General features: G+C 71.0%; 20 protein-coding genes. 9 read left to right on the top strand and 11 right to left on the bottom strand.

The annotated features are described in order from the left end of the window. Positions 1-19 precede the first annotated feature (19 nt). The 4 genes from VEC03_RS07045 to VEC03_RS07030 are packed head-to-tail and all read right to left on the bottom strand — an operon-like array spanning position 20 to position 4,928. Positions 20-367: a hypothetical protein gene (locus VEC03_RS07045; RefSeq protein WP_324913930.1), complete on the bottom strand. Its 348-nt coding sequence runs from the start codon at positions 365-367 to the stop codon at positions 20-22. A gap of 3 nt (positions 368-370) precedes the next feature. Then, a complete protein-coding gene (locus VEC03_RS07040) occupies positions 371-2,917 on the bottom strand; it encodes a cbb3-type cytochrome c oxidase subunit I (RefSeq protein WP_324913928.1) in 2,547 nt (848 codons plus the stop codon). Next, the gene (locus VEC03_RS07035; protein ID WP_324913926.1) at positions 2,914-3,984 is read right to left on the bottom strand and encodes a hypothetical protein; all 1,071 of its coding nucleotides are present in this window, start codon (positions 3,982-3,984) and stop codon (positions 2,914-2,916) included. The genes VEC03_RS07040 and VEC03_RS07035 overlap by 4 nt, the downstream gene beginning before the upstream one ends. After that, positions 3,984-4,928 (bottom strand): cytochrome c oxidase subunit II, encoded by a 945-nt coding sequence (locus VEC03_RS07030; protein ID WP_324913924.1) that lies wholly within the window; start codon positions 4,926-4,928, stop codon positions 3,984-3,986. Before VEC03_RS07030 ends, VEC03_RS07035 begins: the two co-directional genes overlap by 1 nt. Before the next feature lie 289 nt (positions 4,929-5,217). On the opposite strand from VEC03_RS07030, the gene VEC03_RS07025 reads away from it, so the two are divergent. Next, positions 5,218-5,586 (top strand): c-type cytochrome, encoded by a 369-nt coding sequence (locus VEC03_RS07025; RefSeq protein ID WP_324913922.1) that lies wholly within the window; start codon positions 5,218-5,220, stop codon positions 5,584-5,586. Further along, positions 5,583-6,467 carry a c-type cytochrome gene (locus VEC03_RS07020; RefSeq protein ID WP_324913920.1) on the top strand — a complete coding sequence of 295 codons (885 nt, stop codon included), beginning with the start codon at positions 5,583-5,585 and terminating at the stop codon, positions 6,465-6,467. The genes VEC03_RS07025 and VEC03_RS07020 overlap by 4 nt, the downstream gene beginning before the upstream one ends. 12 nt (positions 6,468-6,479) lie before the next feature. On the opposite strand, the gene VEC03_RS07015 is transcribed toward VEC03_RS07020, so the two are convergent. Further along, positions 6,480-6,953 (bottom strand): AAC(3)-I family aminoglycoside N-acetyltransferase, encoded by a 474-nt coding sequence (locus VEC03_RS07015; RefSeq protein WP_324913918.1) that lies wholly within the window; start codon positions 6,951-6,953, stop codon positions 6,480-6,482. Between the two features lie 127 nt (positions 6,954-7,080). On the opposite strand from VEC03_RS07015, the gene VEC03_RS07010 reads away from it, so the two are divergent. After that, positions 7,081-7,536: a RidA family protein gene (locus tag VEC03_RS07010; protein ID WP_324913917.1), complete on the top strand. Its 456-nt coding sequence runs from the start codon at positions 7,081-7,083 to the stop codon at positions 7,534-7,536. Between the two features lie 82 nt (positions 7,537-7,618). Here the strand turns inward: VEC03_RS07010 and VEC03_RS07005 are convergent, their stop codons facing one another. From VEC03_RS07005 to VEC03_RS06985, 5 genes are all read right to left on the bottom strand, one after another. Then, entirely contained in the window at positions 7,619-8,053 is a 435-nt protein-coding gene (locus VEC03_RS07005; protein ID WP_324913915.1) for a PaaI family thioesterase, read from the bottom strand. Beyond that, positions 8,050-10,410 carry a DNA topoisomerase IV subunit A gene (parC, locus tag VEC03_RS07000; RefSeq protein WP_324913913.1) on the bottom strand — a complete coding sequence of 787 codons (2,361 nt, stop codon included), beginning with the start codon at positions 10,408-10,410 and terminating at the stop codon, positions 8,050-8,052. Before parC ends, VEC03_RS07005 begins: the two co-directional genes overlap by 4 nt. A gap of 55 nt (positions 10,411-10,465) precedes the next feature. Beyond that, positions 10,466-11,302: a lytic transglycosylase domain-containing protein gene (locus VEC03_RS06995; protein WP_324913911.1), complete on the bottom strand. Its 837-nt coding sequence runs from the start codon at positions 11,300-11,302 to the stop codon at positions 10,466-10,468. 101 nt (positions 11,303-11,403) lie between these two features. Continuing rightward, positions 11,404-11,958 carry a GNAT family protein gene (locus VEC03_RS06990; protein WP_324913909.1) on the bottom strand — a complete coding sequence of 185 codons (555 nt, stop codon included), beginning with the start codon at positions 11,956-11,958 and terminating at the stop codon, positions 11,404-11,406. A gap of 22 nt (positions 11,959-11,980) precedes the next feature. Further along, positions 11,981-13,954, bottom strand: coding sequence for a DNA topoisomerase IV subunit B (locus tag VEC03_RS06985; protein WP_324913907.1), 1,974 nt, complete (start codon positions 13,952-13,954; stop codon positions 11,981-11,983). Positions 13,955-14,111: 157 nt separating this feature from the next. Here VEC03_RS06985 and VEC03_RS06980 point away from each other — a divergent pair, with 157 nt between their 5' ends. From VEC03_RS06980 to VEC03_RS06955, 6 genes are all read left to right on the top strand, one after another. Continuing rightward, on the top strand, positions 14,112-15,329 hold the full coding sequence (locus tag VEC03_RS06980) for an MFS transporter (protein ID WP_324913905.1): 1,218 nt from the start codon (positions 14,112-14,114) through the stop codon (positions 15,327-15,329). Next, positions 15,326-15,463: a hypothetical protein gene (locus tag VEC03_RS06975; protein ID WP_324914067.1), complete on the top strand. Its 138-nt coding sequence runs from the start codon at positions 15,326-15,328 to the stop codon at positions 15,461-15,463. The genes VEC03_RS06980 and VEC03_RS06975 overlap by 4 nt, the downstream gene beginning before the upstream one ends. A gap of 214 nt (positions 15,464-15,677) precedes the next feature. Then, positions 15,678-16,277, top strand: coding sequence for a class I SAM-dependent methyltransferase (locus tag VEC03_RS06970; protein ID WP_324913903.1), 600 nt, complete (start codon positions 15,678-15,680; stop codon positions 16,275-16,277). Between the two features lie 8 nt (positions 16,278-16,285). After that, a complete protein-coding gene (dapA, locus tag VEC03_RS06965; RefSeq protein ID WP_324913901.1) occupies positions 16,286-17,173 on the top strand; it encodes a 4-hydroxy-tetrahydrodipicolinate synthase in 888 nt (295 codons plus the stop codon). A gap of 25 nt (positions 17,174-17,198) precedes the next feature. Then, positions 17,199-18,284, top strand: coding sequence for an outer membrane protein assembly factor BamC (gene bamC, locus VEC03_RS06960; protein ID WP_324913899.1), 1,086 nt, complete (start codon positions 17,199-17,201; stop codon positions 18,282-18,284). Between the two features lie 62 nt (positions 18,285-18,346). Then, positions 18,347-19,120, top strand: a complete 774-nt coding sequence (locus VEC03_RS06955; protein ID WP_324913897.1) for an MBL fold metallo-hydrolase — start codon at positions 18,347-18,349, stop codon at positions 19,118-19,120. 103 nt (positions 19,121-19,223) lie between these two features. Here VEC03_RS06955 and VEC03_RS06950 read toward each other — a convergent pair whose 3' ends face one another. Next, on the bottom strand, positions 19,224-19,490 hold the full coding sequence (locus VEC03_RS06950) for a hypothetical protein (RefSeq protein WP_324913894.1): 267 nt from the start codon (positions 19,488-19,490) through the stop codon (positions 19,224-19,226). Positions 19,491-19,593: the final 103 nt, after the last annotated feature.

Raw genomic sequence — 19,593 nt, 5'->3', positions numbered from 1 at the left:
TCCGGGGCGACGGCTCTCCTCAGGCGCCGGAACACGCCGGCACCAGGAGCACGGCCATCGTCTCCCAGGCGATCGCCAGCAGCGCCAGGGCCAGCAGCGCCAGCGAGGTCCAGCGCACGAAGCGCCGGCTGTGCTCCGATTCGCTGCGGGGCCGGGCGGCGGCGCAGGCCGCGAGCACGGCCGCAGCCAGCGCGCCGGCCGCGACGATGGCCCAGGCCTCCCACGGCAGGCCGCCCCAGCGGGCCGCCGAACCGCTGCGCGCGCAGGCGATGCCGTTCAGGCCGTAGATCAGCACGAAGTGGGCCGCCCACACCATGGGCCCGGCGAACAGCAGCAGCAGGTCGTGGGTGGCAACGGGCAATCGCATGCATCACCCCAGGAGCAGGCGCGGGAAGCCATGCACCAGCGCCAGCGCGACCAGCCCCTGCACCACGGTGTAGTTCCAGAACAGGCGCGTGTTGTCGAAGGTCTGCCGGCGCTGCGCCGACAGCATCCCGGCGAAGGACCGCGCCAGCGTGTACAGGCCCATGGTGGCGCTGATGGCGACGAACAGCCCCTGCAGCGCCGCGAGCCCGTACACCACGGCGCCATAGGCGGTCTCGCGCGGCGACAGGCCCGCGTCCTGCTGCGCCTCGACCTCGACCACCAGGGAGGCGCACAACAGCAGCACGGCGACCGCCAGCACCCCGCGCAGCGGCCCGGCGCTCCGGGCCGGGTCGGCCGCCAGCCGGCGGCTGCACCAGCGCACGCCCAGCGCGCTGGCCAGCAGCAGGCCGGCCGAGGCCGCCGGCGAGCCCAGCCCCGGCAAGGCCTCGACTGCCGTCGGCCACACGTCCGGGGACACCGTCCACAGGAACAGGTAGCTGAACACCAGCGAGCCGAAGATGGAGCCGCACACCAGGATCAGCACCACCATGGCCCACCACGAATGCGAATCCGGGCCGGTCATCTGCACCGGCAGCCGCAGCCCGCCGCCTACGTCCACCGGCGGGTGGCTGGGACCGGGGTCGCTCCCCCACAGCCACCACACGACGGAGGCGAGCGCCAGCGCGCCGAACAGCAGCGCGGGCAGCACCAGCTTCACCGTCAGCAGCAGGAAGAAGCCGGCGGTGCCGACCGCCGCCAGCAGCGGCGACCAGCCCGGCCCCGGCATCTGCAGCAGGTACTGCGGCCTGGCGTCGATCGCGCTGGTGACGATGGTCTCGCGCCCGCCGGTGGCCGTGCCGGGCAGGTAGTAGCGACCCTCCTTCACGTCCTCGGACAGCCCGGGCTGGTCCCACAACGGCTCGCGGCTGTGGACGATCGGGATGCTGCGGTTGCCGTAGTCGCCGTTGGGCAGCCATTCGAGCGTGCCCGCGCCCCAGACGTTGCCGGCGTTGGGATTGCCGATGCGCAGGTGCAGCGCCATGTCGACCACCACCACCAGCACGCCGGCGGCGATCAGGAAGGCGCCGCCGGTGGACAGCAGGTTCAGCTCGGCCCAGCCCGGGTAGTCGGCGTAGGTGTAGACGCGCCGCGGCATCCCCATCAGCCCGGTGAGGTGCATGGGGAAGAAGGTGAGGTTCACGCCCACGAACATCAGCCAGAACGCCCACTGGCCCATGCGCTCGGACAGCGCCTTGCGGCTGATGTAGGGGGTCCAGTAGTAGAGGGCGCCGAACAGCGGGAACACCATGCCGCCGATCAGCACGTAATGCAGGTGCGCCACGATGAAGTAGCTGTCGTGGGCCTGCCAGTCGAAGGGCACCACGGCCACCATCACCCCGGTGAGCCCGCCCAGCACGAAGATGAAGAAGAAGCCCAGCACGAACAGCATGGGCACCTTCAGCGGCCGCAGGCGCTTCGCGGCCGCCAGGGTCGCGATCCAGGCGAACACCTGGATGCCGCTGGGGATGCTCACCGCCATGCTGGCCGCCGAGAAGAAGCTCAACGACAGCTGCGGGATGCCCGTGGTGAACATGTGATGCACCCACAGGCCGAAGCTGAGGAAGCCGGCGCCCACCAGTGCCAGCACCACCAGCCGGTAGCCCACCAGCGGCGTGCCGGCCATCGCCGGAATGATCATGGAGACCATGCCGGCGGCCGGCAGGAAGATGATGTAGACCTCGGGGTGGCCGAAGAACCAGAACAGGTGCTGCCACAGCAGCGGGTCGCCGCCCTTGGCCGCCACGAAGAAGGGCCACTGGAAGCTGCGTTCGATCTCCAGCAGCAGCGTGCCCAGGATGATGGCCGGGAAGGCGAAGATGATCATCCCGGCGATCACCAGCATGGACCACGCGTAGACCGGCATGCGGCCCAGGGTCATGCCGGGCGCGCGCGTGCGCAGCACGCCCACCACGATCTCGATCGCGCCGGCGATGGCCGAGATCTCGATGAAGCCTATGCCCAGCAGCCACCAGTCGGCGTTGTCGGCGGGCGCGTACTCGTAGCTGGTCAGCGGCGGGTACATGAACCAGCCGCCGCGCGGCGCCAGGCCCCAGAAGATGGTGGCGAAGAAGATCAGCCCGCCGATCGCATAGGCCCAGAAGGCGTACATGGACAGCCGCGGGAACGGCAGGTCGCGCGCGCCCAGCATGTTGGGCAGGATCAGCACGCCCATGGCCTCCACCGCCGGCACGGCGAACAGGAACATCATCACCGTGCCGTGCATGGTGAACAGCTGGTTGTACAGGTCGTGGCCGACCAGCGTGTTCTCCGGCACCGCCAGCTGCGTGCGCATCACCAGCGCCAGCACGCCGGCCAGCAGGAAGAACAGCAGCGAGGTGCCGACGTAGTAGACGCCGACATAGGTGTTGTTGACCCGCGTGAGCAGCCGGATGCCGGTGGGCGGCTTCCAGGCCCGCTGCAGTTGCTCGAACTCGCCCGGCGGCCGCGGCAGCGGGTTCGGATAGTCGACGGTGGCGCTCGGATCGCTCATGGCTCGCGCAGGCGGTAGAGCAGCACCAGGCCGGCCGCGTAGCAGAACAGCACCGTCACCGAGTCGATCCCCATGCGCGCGATGGTCCGGTCGCGCCGCTCCAGCAGCCCGACCAGGTAGATCGCCGACAGCACCGCGCCCAGCAAGCTGGCCGCCAGGGCAAAGCGGCCGACCTCCCGCAGCGCCGGCCCGCCGCCGTACAGCAGGTCCGCGACGAAGACCAGCATCACGTTGAACAGGCTGCCGCCGAAGATGCCGGCCAGGGCCAGCTGGTAGCGGCGCCGCCGCATGGAGGTCACCACCGTGCTGATCTCCGGCAGGGAGCCGGCCACGCCGGTCAGGGCCACGCCGACGAAGCTGGCGCCCAGTCCGGTCTGCTGCGCGATCGCCTCGCCGCTGCGGGCGAGCAGGAACCCGGCCGCCAGGATCACCGCACCCGCCGCGGCCAGCTTCAGCAGCAGCGGGCGCACAGGCTCGCCCGCCGGCGGGGGCGGCGCCTGTGCAGCCAGGGGGTCCTCCTCCCCGCGGCTGCGCTGCGCCTCGGTGGGCTGCGCCTGCCAGGCGGCCCGGCCCCGTTCGCGCGCGATGGTGCGCACGCTGACGAGATACAGCAGCAGCAGGCCCCAGGTCCAGGCGCCGGCGCCCAGCAGCGCCACGTCGCCGGCCAGCAGCCCCAGGGCCAGCACCAGCAGCATCAGCACCACGAAGGTGGCCTGCAGCAGCACGGTGCGATGGCCTGCGACCACCGTCAGCGCATCGCGGCCGACGATCGCATCGCCCACCGCCAGCAGCGTGATCTGCACCGCGATGCTGCCCAGCAGGTTGTTGATCGCGAGGTCCGGCGTGTCGGCCACCGCGGCATCCAGCGTGACCGCGGTTTCCGGCAGCGAGGACAGGGCCGCCAGCACCACCATGCCGACCAGGGCCTGCCCCAGCCCGCTGGCCGAGGCCAGCCGGTCGGCGTTCACGGCCAGCCGGCTGCCGGCGATCCACACCAGCGCCGCGCACGCGAGGAAGGCCAGCGCGTTGAAGCCCGCCGCGTACTGCGAGAAATCCAGCCACGCCATCAGCGCAGCCCCTCCAGGTAGGTCGCCAGCGCGCGCAGTTCCTCGCCCGAGAAGCGGCGGTAGGAGGGCATGCGGACGCCGGGCTTGGCGTGCTGCGGATCGGCGATCCAGGCTTCCAGCGAGCCGATGCCGTTGGGCAGCGTGCCGGCGGCCAGCGTGAGGCGGCTGCCCACGTGCGTGAGGTCGGGGCCCAGCGTGCCGTTGGCGCCGCTGCCGCGGACCGTGTGGCACACGCTGCAGCGGGCCTGCTCGAACAGCGCCCGGCCCCGCTGCGCGGGCCCTGGCTGCGGATCGGCGGCCGGCTGCCGTGCGTCCTGCAGCCACCGTGCGTGGGCCTCCGGCGGCTGCGCCACCACGTGCAGCGCCATGCGCGCGTGCTGCGCGCCGCAGAACTCGGCGCACTGGCCGCGGTAGACACCGGCCGCGTCGGCGCGCAGGCGCAGCCGGTTGACGTGGCCGGGCAGCATGTCGAGCTTGCCGGCCAAGCTGGGCAGCCAGACGCTGTGCACCACGTCGGCCGAGGCCAGCAGCAGGTCCACCGGCTCGCCGACCGGGACGTGGATCTCGTTGGCCGTCTCCAGCAGCACGTGGCCATCCGCATCGAGATAGCGCACGCGCCACCACCACAGCTCGCCGGTCACCTGGATGCGGGTGGCGGCCGGCTGCGCCTGGGACCGCACCATCTGCGCGGCGATGCCGAAGGTATGGACCAGCAGCGCCGTCAGGGCGAGCACGGGAAAGACGATGCCGGCGGCGACCACGAAGCGGCGCTGGCTCAGCCAGCTGCGCAGCGGCGCCGGGCCCGCGATCGCGACCGCACAGAGGGCCATCACCACCACGAAGACCAGCGCGCCGCCGATGAACAGCACCCAGGTGATGCCCAGGATCTGCGCCGCCGGCTCGCCATGGGCCTGCAGCGTGGACTGCGCGACTTGGGCGGGCACGTGGGCGGGACTCGACACGAGGCGGTGGAAGGGGCGTTCGGGCGGGCTCGGCCGGCAGGCCGTGATCCGCACCTTCGCGAGGCGCGGGCCACGGCCATCTTCCCCGAGGCACGGCGCGCCGTGGGCCGCGGCGCAGCCCAACCGGGCCCCTTTTTTTCCTCAATTTGCTACAGCAGCGCTGGCCGGGCCCACGGCTGCGGGACCGCAGCCCAGAATGGACGGCGATGCGCCGGCCGCAGCGGGCGCAGGAAGTCCAGCGTCCATGCCCCTGCCCGCCCGCCGACCGTCCTTGCCCCGACCCTTTCCGGTGCTGCTGCTGGCGCTGCTCGCAGCCGGCTGCGGTTCGCCGGAGCCCCACCCGGTCCACGTCGCCGGCGGCGACGCGCAGCGCGGCCGCGAGCTGATCGAGCGCTATGGCTGCGTGGCCTGCCACAGCATCCCCGGCCTGGCCTCGTACGGCGCGAACGTCGGCCCGCCGCTGGTAAGCCTGTCGCAGCGCGGCTACCTGGCCGGGGTGCTGCCCAACACGCCCGAGGACATGGTGCGTTGGCTGCGCGACCCGCCCGGGGTGGACCCGCGCACCGCGATGCCGAACCTCGGCGTGTCGCAGGACGAGGCGCTGGACATCGCGGCCTACCTCTACTCGCAGCACCGATGACCCTGCGGTTGCGCACGCTCGTGCTCGGTTTCGTGGCCATGCTACTGGCCGGGGTCGTCGGCGGCGCGGTGCTGGTCTACATGGGCTTCTACGACATCTCGGCAATGCGGCAGCACACCAAGCCGGTGTTCCACCTGCTCGACTTCGCGATGGCGCGCGCGATCGACGTGCGCGCCGATGCCGTGCCGCCCGGCGACCTCGGCGAGGAGCGTCGCGTGCGCGCCGGGCTGGCGCAGTTCCAGCGCCATTGCCTGCAATGCCACGGAGCGCCGGGCGTGGCGCCCGAGGCCCTGGCCTTCGGGCTCACGCCCGCGCCCGCCAACCTGCTGCACGCGGGGCGCACCTGGCCGCCCAGCGAGATCCAGTGGGTGGTGGCCAACGGCGTCAAGATGACGGGCATGCCCGGTTGGGGCTGGCGGCTCAGCGAGGAGGAGATCTGGGACCTGGTCGCCTTCGTGCAGGCCATGCCGCGGCTGTCGCCGCGCGCCTATGCGGAACTGGCCGGATCGCTGCCTGGTACGGCCCAGGCTGCCGCCCCCGTGCCGGCGCCGCCGCAGCCGGCGCCGGACGGACCGGCCACGCGGCCCGGTCGCGTGGACGCCGGGCGCTTCGCGACCCAGCAGTACCTGTGCGCCACCTGCCACGTGATCCCCGGCGTGGTCGGCGCCAACCAGCACGTCGGCCCGCCGCTGGGCGGCATCGCCGGCCGCGCCTACATCGGCGGCGTGCTGCCCAACTCGCCGGAGAACATGGTGCGCTTCCTGCGCGACCCGCAGGCCGTCGATCCGTTGTCGGCCATGCCGGCGCTCGGTCTGACCGAACAGGATGCCCGCGACATCGCGGCCTTCCTGTTCACGCTGGACAAGGTCGAGGGGAAGTAGCTGGTGCCCCGCTCACGCGCCGGGCGTGCGCGGCACCGGGATGTCGAAGTGCATCACGTCCTCGCGCATGCCCAGCCCGGTGTACAGCGCGATGGCCGGGTCGTCGCCGTAGTCCGCCTGCACGAAGATCACCCAGGCGCCACGGGCAGCGGCTTCCTGCTGCAGGTGGCGGATCATGGCCGTGGCGATCCCTTGCCGGCGCTGCGCCTCGGCCACGGCGAGGTCGTAGATGTAGACCTCGCTGCGGGCCTGCTCGAACTTGGGCAGCACGTAGGCGGCCAGGCCGCCGACCACGGCACCGCCCTGGAATGCGGCCACGGCGATGAAGGTGTCGGACTCGAGCAGCCGCTGCAGCCACGCATCGTCGGGCTGGGCGGCGCAGAAGGTGGGCACGTCGTCGAAGGCGCGGCCGAACACCTCGAGCATGGCGCGCATGGCGTCGACGTCGCCGGGACCGAGGGTGCGGACGGAGTGCGGCTTGGACATCAGGCGAATCTCCTCATCGTCGGGACGGGCGTCGGGGCATAGGCCCACTGCCACAATGGCGCCCGCCAACCGGCATTCTTGCCGCGGGCCGAGGCCCCGGCCATCCACGACGAACAAGGAGCTGCACATGAGCGTCAATGACAAGCTGAAGGAACTCGGGATCGCGCTGCCCCCCGTGGGCACGCCGGCCGCCGCCTATGTGCCCTTCGTGCAGACCGGCCAGCTGGTGTTCGCCTCCGGCCACATCGCGCGCCGCGACGGCAAGCCCTGGGTCGGGCAGCTGGGCAAGACCATGGGCACCGAGGAGGGCCAGGCGGCGGCGCGCGCCGTCGCCATCGACCTGCTGGGCACCCTGAACGCCGCGGTCGGCAACTTGGACAAGGTGGTGCGCATCGTCAAGCTGGTCGGGCTGGTGAACTCCACCGCCGACTTCACCGAGCAGCACCTGGTGATCAACGGCGCCAGCGAGCTGTTCGCCCAGGTGTTCGGCGACAAGGGCGCCCACGCCCGCGCCGCCTTCGGCGTCGCGCAGATCCCGCTGGGGGCGTGCGTGGAGATCGAGCTGATCGCGGAAGTGGCTTAGGCCGTCATTCCCGCGAAGGCGGGAATCCAGTGCTTGCGGCTCTCAACGTCGCAGGGCGCTGCCCTCGATCGCCGCCCCCACCTCACCGCCGCGCGTCCGGCGGGATCGCGTAGGTCCCGACCGCGTGCGCCACCATGTCGGGCAGGCCTTCCGAGTACAGCGACACCTCGCCGACCGCCAGCGTGCGGCCCAGCTTGAGCAGCTTGCAGACGCCGACGATGCGGCGATCGGCCACCGGCTTGCGCATGAAGTTGAAGTTCAGGCTGGTGGTCACCGTCAGCGGCACGATGCCGATCTCGCCCAGGATGGCGACGTACAGCGCCACGTCGGCGGTGGCCATCATCACCGGCCCGGCCACGGTGCCGCCCGGCCGCAGTTCGGCCAACCCGACCTCGTGGACCACGGTGGCGGAGCGCTCGCCCACCTCCAGGACCTGTACCCGCGTCTGCGGGAATTCCGTCGCGATGAAGTCCGCGATCGCCTGCTTGCCCGGCTTGTTCACTGCGCTGCCCCTCATTCCACCCGTTCGATCATCACCGGCTTGAAGCCCAGGTCCGCCGCCTTGCCCTTGCGGCCGCGTGCGCCGCGCGCGTTGTTCAGCGAGCGGATCTCGAGCGTTTCCTCGCGTTCCTTGCCGCCGCGGCCGAGGCCGGCCAGCCGCACGCTGCGCGTGTAGGCGGCGGCGCCGGCCAGCGCATCCTTGGGCTCCAGGTCGATCAGCACCAGCCCGCGCCCGCCATTGGCTTGGGGGCGCAGTTCACCGATCTCGAAGGTCAGGATGCGGCCGCCGGTGGACGCGCAGGCCACGTGGGTGGCGGGCGCATGCAGGCCGGTGGCGGCCGCGCCGGAAGCGGCCGGCACGTTGGCCGGCGAGGGCTTGCACACCGTCTCGCCCGGGCCGCAGCTGATGAAGGCCTTGCCGCCACGCTGGCGCGCGGTCATGTTCTCCACCGTCGCGAGGAAGCCGTAGCCGCCGCTTTGCGACAGCAGCAGCCACGCGCCGGCGGCGCCGGCGAAGTAGTGCACCACCTGTGTGCCCGATTCCAGGTCGATGAAGGTGGTGACCGGCTGGCCGTCGCCGCGCGCGCCGGGCAGCACGGACACCGGGATCGAGTAGATGCGCCCGTTGCTGCCGAAGGCCAGCAGCGTGTCGACCGTGCGGCACTCGAAGGTGCCGTACAGCCCGTCGCCGGCCTTGAAGGCGAAGCTGCCGGCCTCGTGGCCGTGGCCCTGGCGGGCGCGCACCCAGCCCTTCTGCGAGACGACCACGGTGACCGGTTCGTCGATCACGCGCACCTCGGCCACGGCGCGCTTCTCGGCCTGGATCAGCGTGCGGCGCGCATCGGCGAACTGCTTCGCGTCCTGCTCGATCTCCTTGACCATCAGCCGGCGCAGCGCGGCCGGGCTGCCCAGGATCTCCTCCAGCTTCTTCTGCTCCTCGCGCAGGTTCTTCAGCTCCTGCTCGATGCGGATCGCCTCCAGCCGGGCCAGTTGCCGCAGCCGGATCTCCAGGATGTCCTCGGCCTGGCGGTCCGACAGGCGGAAGCGGTCCATCAGCGCCTGCTTGGGCTCGTCGCTGCCGCGGATGATGGCGATCACCTCGTCGATGTTCAGCAGTACCAGCTGCCGGCCCTCGAGGATGTGGATGCGGTCCAGCACCTTGTCCAGGCGGTGCCGCGAGCGGCGCTCGATGGTGCGCTGGCGGAACTCGACCCACTCGGCGAGCATCTGCCGCAGCGGCTTCTGCACCGGCTTGCCGTCCAGCCCGATGGAGGTCAGGTTGATCGGAGCCGACGTCTCCAGGCTGGTGTGCGCCAGCAGCGTGGTGATCAGCTCGTTCTGGTCGATGCGGCTGGTCTTGGGCTCGAACACAAGGCGGACCGCGGCGTCCTTGCTCGATTCGTCGCGCACCGCGTCCAGCACCGCCAGCACGGTCTGCTTGAGCTGCAACTGCTCCTGCAGCAGCGCCTTCTTGCCCGACTTGACCTTGGGGTTGGTGAGCTCCTCGATCTCCTCCAGCACGCGCTGGGCGCTGACGCCGGGCGGCAGCTCGTACACCACCATCTGCCACTGGCCGCGCGCCAGTTCCTCGATCTTCCAGCGGGCCCGCACCTTGAGCGAGCCGCGGCCGCTGCGGTAGGCCTCGGCGATGTCGGCGGCGCTGCTGATGATCTGGCCGCCGCCCGGGTAGTCGGGCCCGGGCAGCAGGGCGAACAGCTCGTCGTCGGTCAGCCTCGTGTTCTTCACCAGCGCCACGCAGGCGTCGGCCACCTCGCGCAGGTTGTGGCTGGGGATCTCGGTCGCCAGGCCGACGGCGATGCCGCTGGCGCCATTGAGCAAGGAGAACGGCAGGCGCGCGGGCAGCTGCAGCGGCTCCTGCGTGCTGCCGTCGTAGTTGGGCGCGAAGTCCACCGTGCCCTCGTCGATCTCCTCCAGCAGCAGGTTGGTGATCTTGGCCAGCCGCGCCTCGGTGTAGCGCATGGCCGCGGCACCGTCGCCGTCCCGGCTGCCGAAGTTGCCCTGGCCGTCGATCAGCGGGTAGCGCTGGCTGAAGTCCTGCGCCATGCGCACCAGCGCGTCGTAGGCGGCCTGGTCGCCGTGCGGGTGGAAGCGGCCCAGCACGTCGCCCACCACGCGGGCGCTCTTGACCGGCTTGGCGCCGGCGCCGCCGCCGAAGCCCAGGCCCATGCGCCACATCGAATACAGGATGCGGCGCTGCACCGGCTTCTGGCCGTCGCTCACGTCGGGCAGCGCGCGGCCCTTGACCACGCTGAGGGCGTATTCGAGGTAGGCGCGCTGGGCGTAGCTGGCCAGGTCGATCTGGTCGTCGCTGCCGCCGTCGTCCAGGGAGATCAGTTGTTCTTGGTCGCTCATCGGTCAGGTCCAGGGCGCGCCCGGCCACGATGGCGTCGGACGCGCGGGTTCGGTTCTAGTCGGTGTCGGACGCCGCCAACTCGGGCGGGCGGGACGCCAGCGCCGGTGGCAGGTTGCCGCGGCCGGCCGCGCCGCCGGGCGGGCCGGACAGTTCGATCCGCACGCGGTGCGGCACGCTGCGCCCCGAGGCCACCCGCGCGGGCGGCTTCAGCATGGCGTACAGCTGCAGCACCGTCTGCACGTAGTTGCGGGTCTCTCGGTAGTTCGGGATGCGGTTGCCGGCGCGCTGCACGGCGCCCTCGCCCGCGTTGTACGCGGCCAGCGCCAGCTCCAGCTGGCCGGGGAACAGGTCGAGCAGGTAGCGCAGGTAGCGGGCGCCGGTGCGGATGTTGGTGCGCGGGTCGGCCAGCTTCTTCTCCACGCTCTGCCGGCGGTCGGCCGTCACGCCGTAGCGCTGCGCCGTCGAGGGCAGCACCTGCATCAGGCCCACCGCGCCCTTGGGCGAGACCGCGGCGGCGTCGAAGCCGGACTCGGTGGCGATCAGGGCCTTGAGCAGCTCGACGTCGATGCCGTGGGTGCTGGCGGCCTCGCGCAGGTGGTGCTGAACCCGCTTGAAGCCGGGCGAGACTTCGAAGAAGGCGATCAGTCGGGAGCCGCTACGTGAAGGGACCGTCACCGGGCGCGGTGTGGCTTGCAGGGGGGCCACTCCCTCGGCCGTGTCGAAGCTCTCGCCGCCGCGGAAGAACAGCTCGTAGCGCTCGTCGAGACGCTCGGACGCGAAGTGGGCCACGCCCTTGGCGTCGACGTAGCCCCAGACGTCGGCGTGGGCGGCGGAGACGGCAAGGCCGAACCCGAGTGCGGCAACGGCACAGCGCCATGCGCTGTTGGTCATCCCCGCGAAGGCGGGGATCCAGGGCTTCCGGGCCGGCCACGAGGCGGACGCACTGGATTCCCGCCTCCGCGGGAATGACGGGAACTGGAACGGAAGGCGCCTCACGCCGGCAACTCCAGCCCCTGCGCCCGCCGGGCCCCGAACTCGGCCTGCAGCAGGGACATCACGATCAGCGAGTCGAAGCCCTCGGCGCCGCGCACGCACTCGCGCAGGGTGCCTTCGACCACGAAACCCTCGCTGTCGTACAGCGCCTTGGCGCGCAGGTTGTGGTGCTTGACGTCCAGCCAGAAGCGGTGCGCGCCCAGGTCGTCGAAGGCGACCTTCTTGGCCACCCGCAGGGCCGCGCGCCCGTAGCCCTCGCCCTTGGACTGCACCACCATGCGCTTCAATTCCAGCGACTGGTTGGGGCTCTTGCAGCCGATCAGGATCAGGAAGCCGACCGCGGCCAGGTCGTCGCCGCCTTCGACGATGAAGTGGCGGAAGTCCGGGAAGCGGATGGCCGCCTCGTGCTGGGTGCGCTCCCAGGGCGTGATGAACGGCAGGTTGGCCGGGTCGCGCTCGATCGAGAGCACGAACGGCAGGTCGCTCTGCATGGTCGGACGCAGGCGCACGCGGGCCGGCGCTGGCTTGCGGGTGGCGTCGGCGGCGGGCAGCATGCGGTGATCTCGTCGGCCGGGGTCAGACGTCGACCTCTACTGCGTCGCCGTGCAGTTCCATCAGCTCGCGCCGGGCCGCCGCCTCGCCCTTGCCCATCAGCTTGGTGATCAGGTGTTCGGTGCCGGCGAAGTCGATCCGGCCCAGCTGCACCGGCAGCAGGCGCCGGGTATCGGGGTTGAGCGTGGTTTCCCACAGTTGTTCCGCGCTCATCTCGCCCAGGCCCTTGAAGCGGCTGATGGTCCAGCCGCCTTCCCGGACGCCTTCCTTGCGCAGCTTGTCGAGGATGCGGGTCAGCTCGCCCTCGTCGAGCGCGTATTCCTTGCCGGCCGGCTTCTTGCCGCGCGCCGGCACGTCCACCCGGAACAGCGGCGGCCGTGCCACGTACACGTGGCCGGCTTCGATCAGCTTGGGGAAGTGGCGGAAGAACAGGGTCAGCAGCAGCACCTGGATGTGCGAGCCGTCGACGTCGGCGTCCGACAGGATGCAGATCTTCCCGTAGCGCAGGCCGGACAGGTCGGGCTCGTCGTTGGGCCCGTGCGGGTCGACGCCGATCGCCACCGCGATGTCGTGGATCTCGGTGTTGGCGAACAGGCGGTCGCGCTCGACCTCCCAGGTGTTGAGCACCTTGCCGCGCAGCGGCAGGACCGCCTGGCATTCCTTGTCGCGGCCCATCTTGGCGCTGCCGCCGGCCGAGTCGCCCTCGACCAGGAACACCTCGTTGTGCGAGATGTCGCGGCTCTCGCAGTCGGTCAGCTTGCCGGGCAGCACGGCCACGCCGGAGCCCTTGCGCTTCTCCACCTTCTGGCCGGCCTTCTGCCGGGTCTGGGCCGCCTTGATCGCCAGCTCGGCCAGCTTCCTGCCGTACTCGACGTGCTGGTTGAGCCACAGCTCCAGCGCCGGGCGGACGAAGCTGGAGACCAGCCGCACCGCATCGCGCGAGTTCAGCCGCTCCTTGATCTGACCCTGGAACTGCGGGTCCAGCACCTTGGCCGAGAGCACGTAGCTGGCACGGGCGAACACGTCCTCGGGCAGCAGCTTGACGCCCTTGGGCAGCAGCGAGTGCAGCTCGATGAAGCCCTTGACCGCATTGAACAGGCCGTCGCGCAGGCCGCTCTCGTGGGTGCCGCCGGCGCTGGTGGGGATCAGGTTGACGTAGCTCTCGCGCACCGGGTGGCCGTCCTCCGTGAAGGCCACGCACCAGGCGGCGCCTTCGCCCTCGGCGAAGGTCTCGCTGTTGTCGGCGAAGCCCTCGCCCTCGAACAGCGGGATCACCGGGTCGCCCGTCAGCGTCTGCAGCAGGTAGTCGCGCAGGCCGCCCTTGTATTGCCAGCTCTGGTTCTCGCGCGTCTTCTCGTTGACCAGGTAGACCGCCACGCCGGGCATCAGCACCGCCTTGCTGCGCAGCAGGTGCTGGAGCTCGGCCATGGGCAGCTGGCTGGATTCGAAGTACTTGCCCTCGGGCCACACGCGCACCGTGGTGCCCTGGCGGCGCTCGCCTTCGGCCAGCCTGCGCACCTTCAATTCCTCGACCACGTCGCCGCCGGAAAACACGATGGTGGCGACCTGGCCCTCGCGGTGGCTGGTGACTTCCATGCGCCTGGCCAGCGCGTTGGTCACCGACACGCCGACCCCGTGCAAGCCGCCGGAGAAGCTGTAGGCGCCGCCCTTGCCCTTGTCGAACTTGCCGCCCGCATGCAGCCGGGTGAACACCAGCTCGATCACCGGCGCCTTCTCCTCCGGGTGCATCCCGAACGGGATGCCGCGGCCGTCGTCCTCGATGCTGACGGAGCCGTCGGCGTGCAGGGTGACCTTGATGCGCTTGCCGTGGCCGGCCAGGGCCTCGTCCGCGGCGTTGTCCAGCACTTCCTGGATGACGTGCAGCGGGTTGTCGGTGCGGGTGTACATGCCCGGCCGCTGCTTGACCGGCTCCAGGCCCTTGAGGACGCGGATGGAGCCTTCCGAATAGTCGGTGGCGAGGGAGGAACGCGATGCCATGGGAGGCGGATTGTAGTCGGGCACCCCGTCCGGCCTGTATGGATCCACAGCCCTGGCCTGCATCGATGAACGCCACGCATCAATCCCGGGCTGCGATTTCATGGGGTTGTCAGCGCGGCGACGGTTGCCGGCCGGGCCGATTCGCTACATTCGCGCGATGGTTTCTCCCGCCCGCCTCTCCATGCGCCAGGTCCTGCTGTGCGGCGCCATGGTCGTCACGCTCTCCATGGGCATCCGCCACGGCTTCGGCCTGTGGCTGCAGCCGATCACCCAGGCCCAGGGCTGGACCCGCGAGACCTTCGCCTTCGCGCTGGCGGTGCAGAACCTGGCCTGGGGCCTGTTCGGCGTGTTCGCCGGCATGCTGGCCGACCGCTTCGGCGCCTTCAAGGTGCTGGCCGGCGGGGCGGTGCTGTATGCGCTGGGGCTGGTCGGGATGGCGCTCTCGCCCAACGCCTTCCTGTTCGCGCTCACGGCCGGCGTGCTGATCGGCGCGGCCCAGGCGGCCACCACCTATGCCGTGGTGTACGGCGTCATCGGCCGGCAGATCGACCCGACCCGGCGCTCCTGGGCCATGGGCGTGGCGGCGGCCGCGGGCTCCTTCGGCCAGTTCCTGATGGTGCCGGTGGAGGGCTTCCTGATCAGCGGCCTGGGCTGGCAGCAGGCGCTGCTGGTGCTGTCGGCGCTGGTGCTGCTGATCGGCCCCTTCGCCTGGGGCCTGCGCGAGCCGGGCTTTCAGTCGGGCGCTCCTGCCCCGCGCGAGCAGACCATCGTGCAGGCGCTGCGCGAGGCCTTCCGCTACCCGAGCTTCCAGCTGCTGATGGCCGGCTACTTCGTCTGCGGCTTCCAGGTGGTCTTCATCGGCGTGCACATGCCCAGCTATTTGAAGGACATGGGCCTGCCGCCGCAGGTGGCCAGCTACGCGCTGGCGCTGATCGGCCTGTTCAACGTGTTCGGCACCTATGCCGTCGGCGTGCTGGGACAGAAGTTCGCCCGCCGCAAGATCCTGGCCGCGATCTACTTCGGCCGCTCGGTGGCCATCGTGGCCTTCCTGTGGGCGCCGCTGTCGCCGATGTCGGTCTACGTGTTCTCGGCCGTGATCGGCCTGCTGTGGCTGTCCACCGTGCCGCCCACCAATGCCACGCTGGCGCAGATCTTCGGCATCGCCCACCTGTCCATGCTGAGCGGCTTCGTGTTCTTCAGCCACCAGATCGGCTCCTTCATGGGCGTCTGGCTGGGCGGCCTGCTGTACGACCGCACCGGCAGCTACGACATCGTCTGGTACCTGGCGATCGCCCTGGGCGTGTTCGCGGCCCTGGTCAACCTGCCGGTGCGCGAGGCGCCGATCCGCCGCGCCGCGGTGGCGCAGCCCGCATGAGCATGGCCGCCCGCACCCGCAAGCTGCTGGCCTGGGCCGCCGCCGCGGCCGTGCTGGTGGCGGTGTTTGCCCTCTATACCCAACCGCACGTGGCGGTGATGCTCGCCGACCAGGTCTGGGCCTGTTTCAATTGACAGCCGAGCGCAGCGAAGGCTGTCATCCCCGCGCAGGCGGGGATCCAGTTTGGCTGTGTTCGCGCAGCGAAGGCTGTCATCCCCGTGCAGGCGGGATCCATGGCTGTGTTCGCGCAGCGAAGGCTGTCATCCCCGCGAAGGCGGGGATCCAGACCTCCAGCCCTGAATGCGGACGCCCTGGATTCCCGCCTTCGCGGGAATGACGAGTCAACGAATGACAGTCGACCGGCCGCCCAGGAATGACGTCAACCCCATGCACGGCACCCTAGCCCCCTCCCCGTGGATCCTCCGCTGGTCCCACCTCGTCCCGGCCGGCGGCACCGTGCTCGACGCCGCCTGTGGGGCCGGCCGCCACATGGGCTGGTTCGCCCAGCTCGGCCACAAGGTGACGGGCGTCGACCGCGACGCCGAGGCGCTGGCCGTCGCCGCGGGTGCCGGCCGGACGGTCCAGGCCGACATCGAGAACGGGCCCTGGCCGTTCGCGGGTGAAACCTTCGACGCGGTGGTCGTCACCAACTACCTGTGGCGCCCGCTGTGGCCGGCCCTGCTGGGCAGCCTGGCGCCGGGGGGCGTGCTGCTCTACGAGACCTTTGCCGAAGGCAACGAGACCGTCGGCAAGCCCTCGCGGCCCGATTTCCTGCTGCGCAACGGCGAGCTGCTGGAACTGTGCCGGGGCCTGCGGATCGTGGCCTACGAGGACGGTTTCCTGGACGCACCGCCGCGGTTCGTCCAGCGTGTCGCCGCCGTGCGGACGGGCCCTGCCGACGGAAGGGCTCGCCACCGCCTCCAGATAGAATCCGCCATTCCCGAGTGAACCCGACAATGACCCCCATCACTGGCAGCATCGTGGCCCTGGCGACCCCGATGCAGGACGACGGCAGCGTGGACTACCCCACCCTGCGCAAGCTGATCGACTGGCACATCGCCGAGGGTACCGACTGCATCGGCGTGGTCGGCACCACCGGGGAATCGCCCACGGTCAACGTGCAGGAGCACCAGGAGATCATCCGCGTGTCGGTCGAGCAGGCCAAGGGGCGCGTGCCCATCATGGCCGGCTGCGGCGCCAACTCCACCGCCGAGGCGATCGAGCTGGCGAAGTTCGCGAAGAAGGTGGGCGCCGACTGCCAGCTGCAGGTGGTGCCCTACTACAACAAGCCCACCCAGGAAGGGCAGTACCGGCACTTCAAGGCCATCGCCGAGGCGGTGGGCGACCTGCCGATGGTGCTGTACAACGTGCCCGGCCGCACCGTGGCCGACATGCAGCACGACACGGTGATGCGGCTGGCCCAGGTGCCCGGCATCGTCGGCATCAAGGAAGCGACCGGCAACATCGAGCGCGCCCAGTGGCTGCTGCGCGACCGGCCGGCAGGCTTCTCGGTCTACTCCGGCGACGATCCGACCGCAGTCGCGCTCATGCTGTGCGGCGGCGACGGCAACATCAGCGTCACCGCCAACGTGGCGCCGCGCCTGATGCACGAGCTGTGCGTGGCGGCCGTCAAGGGCCAGGCCCGCCAGGCGATGGAGATCCAGAACCGACTGCTGCCGCTGCACAAGCAGCTGTTCGTGGAAGCCAACCCGATTCCCCTGAAGTGGGCGATGGCGCGCATGGGCCTGTGCGGCCCGACGCTGCGCCTGCCCATGACGCCCCTGGCGCCTGCCTACCACGCCCAGGTGGAAGCCGCGCTGCGCTCGACCGGCCTGCTGGCCTGAACCCCCAAGAGAAGGACCCGAAGACGTGAAGCGATTTGCAAAGCTGGGCGTGCTGGCCGCCTGCGCCGCGCTGGCGGCTTGTTCGATCCTCGAGAACGACCGGATCGACTACAAGTCGGCCAGCAAGGGCCCGTCGCTGGAAGTGCCGCCCGACCTCACGCAGCTCGCGCGCGACTCGCGCTACCAGGTGCCCGGCGGCCCGGTCACGGCCAGCGCCTACCAGGTCGGACAGGCCGCGCCCGGGGTGCCCACCGCCGCCAACACGGTGGGGGACGTGCGCATCGAGCGCGCCGGCGACAAGCGCTGGCTGGTGGTCAACCGCCCGGCCGACCAGCTGTGGGGCCCGGTGCGCGACTTCTGGCAGGAGAACGGCTTCCTGCTGTCCATGGACCAGCCCAACCTGGGCATCATGGAAACCGACTGGGCCGAGAACCGGGCCAAGATCCCGCAGGACATCATCCGCAACACGCTGGGCAAGCTGATCGACTCGGTCTATTCCACCGCCGAGCGCGACCGCTTCCGCACCCGCTTCGAGCGCAGCCCCAGCGGCGGCACCGAGATCTACATCAGCCACCGCGGCATGGTCGAGGTCTACAGCAACACCCAGAAGGACCAGACGGTGTGGCAGCCGCGTCCGGCCGACCCGGAGCTGGAGACTGAATTCCTGCGCCGCCTGATGGTCGAGCTGGGCGTGTCGCAGGAGCAGTCCAGGGCGCTGGTCGCCGCCGGCGCCAGCAAGCCTATCGCGCGCGTGGCCACCGTCAACAACTCGCCGGTCGTGCAGATCGACGAGGGCTTCGACCGCGCCTGGCGCCGCGTGGGCCTGGCGCTGGACCGCACCGGCTTCACGGTGGAGGACCGCGACCGCAGCCAGGGCACCTACTTCGTGCGCTACGTGGCGCCGAACCCGGACAAGAAGGAGCCGAGCTTCCTGGGCAAGCTGCTCAACTTCGGTCGCAGCGAGCAGGCGGCACCGCCGCTGAAATATCGCATCGCGGTGCGCAGCCAGGGCGACTCCACCACCGTCTCGGTGCTGAACGCACAGGGCGCGCCGGAAGCGTCGGCCGATGCGCAACGCATCGTCCAGGTGATCGCGGACGACCTGAAATAAGCCACGCGGGAACGGGCCGGCGCCGCCGGCCCCCCGCAGGCGCCCGACGCCCTCCTCCCTTCATGCTGCGTTTCAAGAGCCTGGGCAGTGGCAGCTCGGGCAACGCGACGATCGTCCAGGCGCGCAGCGGCACCACCCTCACGCACCTGCTGATCGATTGCGGGCTGGGCATCCGCCAGCTCGGCAAGCGGCTCGGCCAGGCCGGCATGCTGGCGGAGCAGATCGACGCCATCTTCATCACCCACGAACACGCTGACCACATCGGCTGCGCGCGCTCGCTGGCTCTGCGCGAACGCATCCCGGTGTGGATGTCCGAGGGCACCTGGCTGGGGCTGGGCCAGCCCGACTTCGACGGGCTGCTGCGCATCGCGGCCGACGGGGTGGACATCGAGCTGGGCGACCTGCGGGTGCGGCCGTTCACCGTCCCGCACGACACGCGCGAGCCGCTGCAACTGAGCTGCACCGACGGCGCGGCGCAACTGGGCGTGCTGACCGATCTTGGGCACGCCACGCCGCACGTGCTGGCGCAGCTCGCCGGCTGCTCCACCATGCTGCTGGAGTGCAACCACGATCCGGACCTGCTGCAGGCCGGGCCCTACCCCTTCTTCCTGAAGAAGCGCGTGGGTGGCGACTGGGGCCATCTGGCCAACGGCGATGCCGCCGCCATCGCGCAGGCACTGCTCGCGCACGGGCTGCGCCAGGTCGTGGCCGCGCACCTGAGCGAGCAGAACAACCGGCCCGAGCTCGCACGGGCCGCGCTCGAATCGGCGCTGGGCACGGCCGTCGAGATCCACGTCGCCGACGGTCCGAGCGGCAGCGGCTGGCTGTCGGCCTGACGGCACGACGTCGCAGCGCCTGGTAGCGCGGCGACCGTTCGACTTCACCGTCGGAAAACAAAAAGCCGCCCGGAGGCGGCTTCCTGCAGCGAGCGCGATGCGCTTACTTGCTGGCGGCGGAAGCAGCCGGGGCAGCGGCGGGCGCAGCAGCGGCCGCATCGGAGGCCGGGGCAGCAGCCGGAGCGGCGGCAGCGGCGTCGGAAGCAGGGGCAGCGGCCGGAGCGGCGGCCGGCTCGGGAGCGGGGGCCGGGGCAGGAGCCGGGGCGGGAGCCGCAGCCGGCGCGGGAGCCGGGGCCGGTTCTTCGGTCTTGCCGCAGGCGCTCAGGGCCACGGCGGCCACCAGCGAGGCCAGGACGAGCGAGTTCTTCATTGGGATGATCCTTTGGGTCGTAGTAGTAGTTCGAATCGGCGGCGCAAACCGGTTGGCGCACCGCTGGAACAGATGGCACCCGAGCCCTCTCTGTCCAGCAAAA

Origin of the sequence: Ramlibacter sp., from assembly GCF_035627355.1 — a bacterium.
GTDB lineage: Bacteria > Pseudomonadota > Gammaproteobacteria > Burkholderiales > Burkholderiaceae_C > Ramlibacter.
This window is presented reverse-complemented; position numbering and strand designations above follow the sequence as displayed.

What these genes read in the sequence shown, in the direction of transcription:
- VEC03_RS06975 (WP_324914067.1), top strand. Translation starts at nt 15,326, where the DNA reads ATGAGCATGGCCGCCCGCACCCGCAAGCTGCTGGCCTGGGCCGCCGCC.
- VEC03_RS07005 (WP_324913915.1), bottom strand. Translation starts at nt 8,053, where the DNA reads ATGAGGGGCAGCGCAGTGAACAAGCCGGGCAAGCAGGCGATCGCGGAC.
- VEC03_RS07045 (WP_324913930.1), bottom strand. Translation starts at nt 367, where the DNA reads ATGCGATTGCCCGTTGCCACCCACGACCTGCTGCTGCTGTTCGCCGGG.
- VEC03_RS06955 (WP_324913897.1), top strand. Translation starts at nt 18,347, where the DNA reads ATGCTGCGTTTCAAGAGCCTGGGCAGTGGCAGCTCGGGCAACGCGACG.
- VEC03_RS06950 (WP_324913894.1), bottom strand. Translation starts at nt 19,490, where the DNA reads ATGAAGAACTCGCTCGTCCTGGCCTCGCTGGTGGCCGCCGTGGCCCTG.
- VEC03_RS06970 (WP_324913903.1), top strand. Translation starts at nt 15,678, where the DNA reads ATGACAGTCGACCGGCCGCCCAGGAATGACGTCAACCCCATGCACGGC.
- VEC03_RS06985 (WP_324913907.1), bottom strand. Translation starts at nt 13,954, where the DNA reads ATGGCATCGCGTTCCTCCCTCGCCACCGACTATTCGGAAGGCTCCATC.
- VEC03_RS06980 (WP_324913905.1), top strand. Translation starts at nt 14,112, where the DNA reads ATGGTTTCTCCCGCCCGCCTCTCCATGCGCCAGGTCCTGCTGTGCGGC.
- parC (WP_324913913.1), bottom strand. Translation starts at nt 10,410, where the DNA reads ATGAGCGACCAAGAACAACTGATCTCCCTGGACGACGGCGGCAGCGAC.
- VEC03_RS07040 (WP_324913928.1), bottom strand. Translation starts at nt 2,917, where the DNA reads ATGAGCGATCCGAGCGCCACCGTCGACTATCCGAACCCGCTGCCGCGG.
- VEC03_RS06995 (WP_324913911.1), bottom strand. Translation starts at nt 11,302, where the DNA reads ATGACCAACAGCGCATGGCGCTGTGCCGTTGCCGCACTCGGGTTCGGC.
- dapA (WP_324913901.1), top strand. Translation starts at nt 16,286, where the DNA reads ATGACCCCCATCACTGGCAGCATCGTGGCCCTGGCGACCCCGATGCAG.
- VEC03_RS07020 (WP_324913920.1), top strand. Translation starts at nt 5,583, where the DNA reads ATGACCCTGCGGTTGCGCACGCTCGTGCTCGGTTTCGTGGCCATGCTA.
- VEC03_RS06990 (WP_324913909.1), bottom strand. Translation starts at nt 11,958, where the DNA reads ATGCTGCCCGCCGCCGACGCCACCCGCAAGCCAGCGCCGGCCCGCGTG.
- VEC03_RS07035 (WP_324913926.1), bottom strand. Translation starts at nt 3,984, where the DNA reads ATGGCGTGGCTGGATTTCTCGCAGTACGCGGCGGGCTTCAACGCGCTG.
- VEC03_RS07010 (WP_324913917.1), top strand. Translation starts at nt 7,081, where the DNA reads ATGAGCGTCAATGACAAGCTGAAGGAACTCGGGATCGCGCTGCCCCCC.
- VEC03_RS07015 (WP_324913918.1), bottom strand. Translation starts at nt 6,953, where the DNA reads ATGTCCAAGCCGCACTCCGTCCGCACCCTCGGTCCCGGCGACGTCGAC.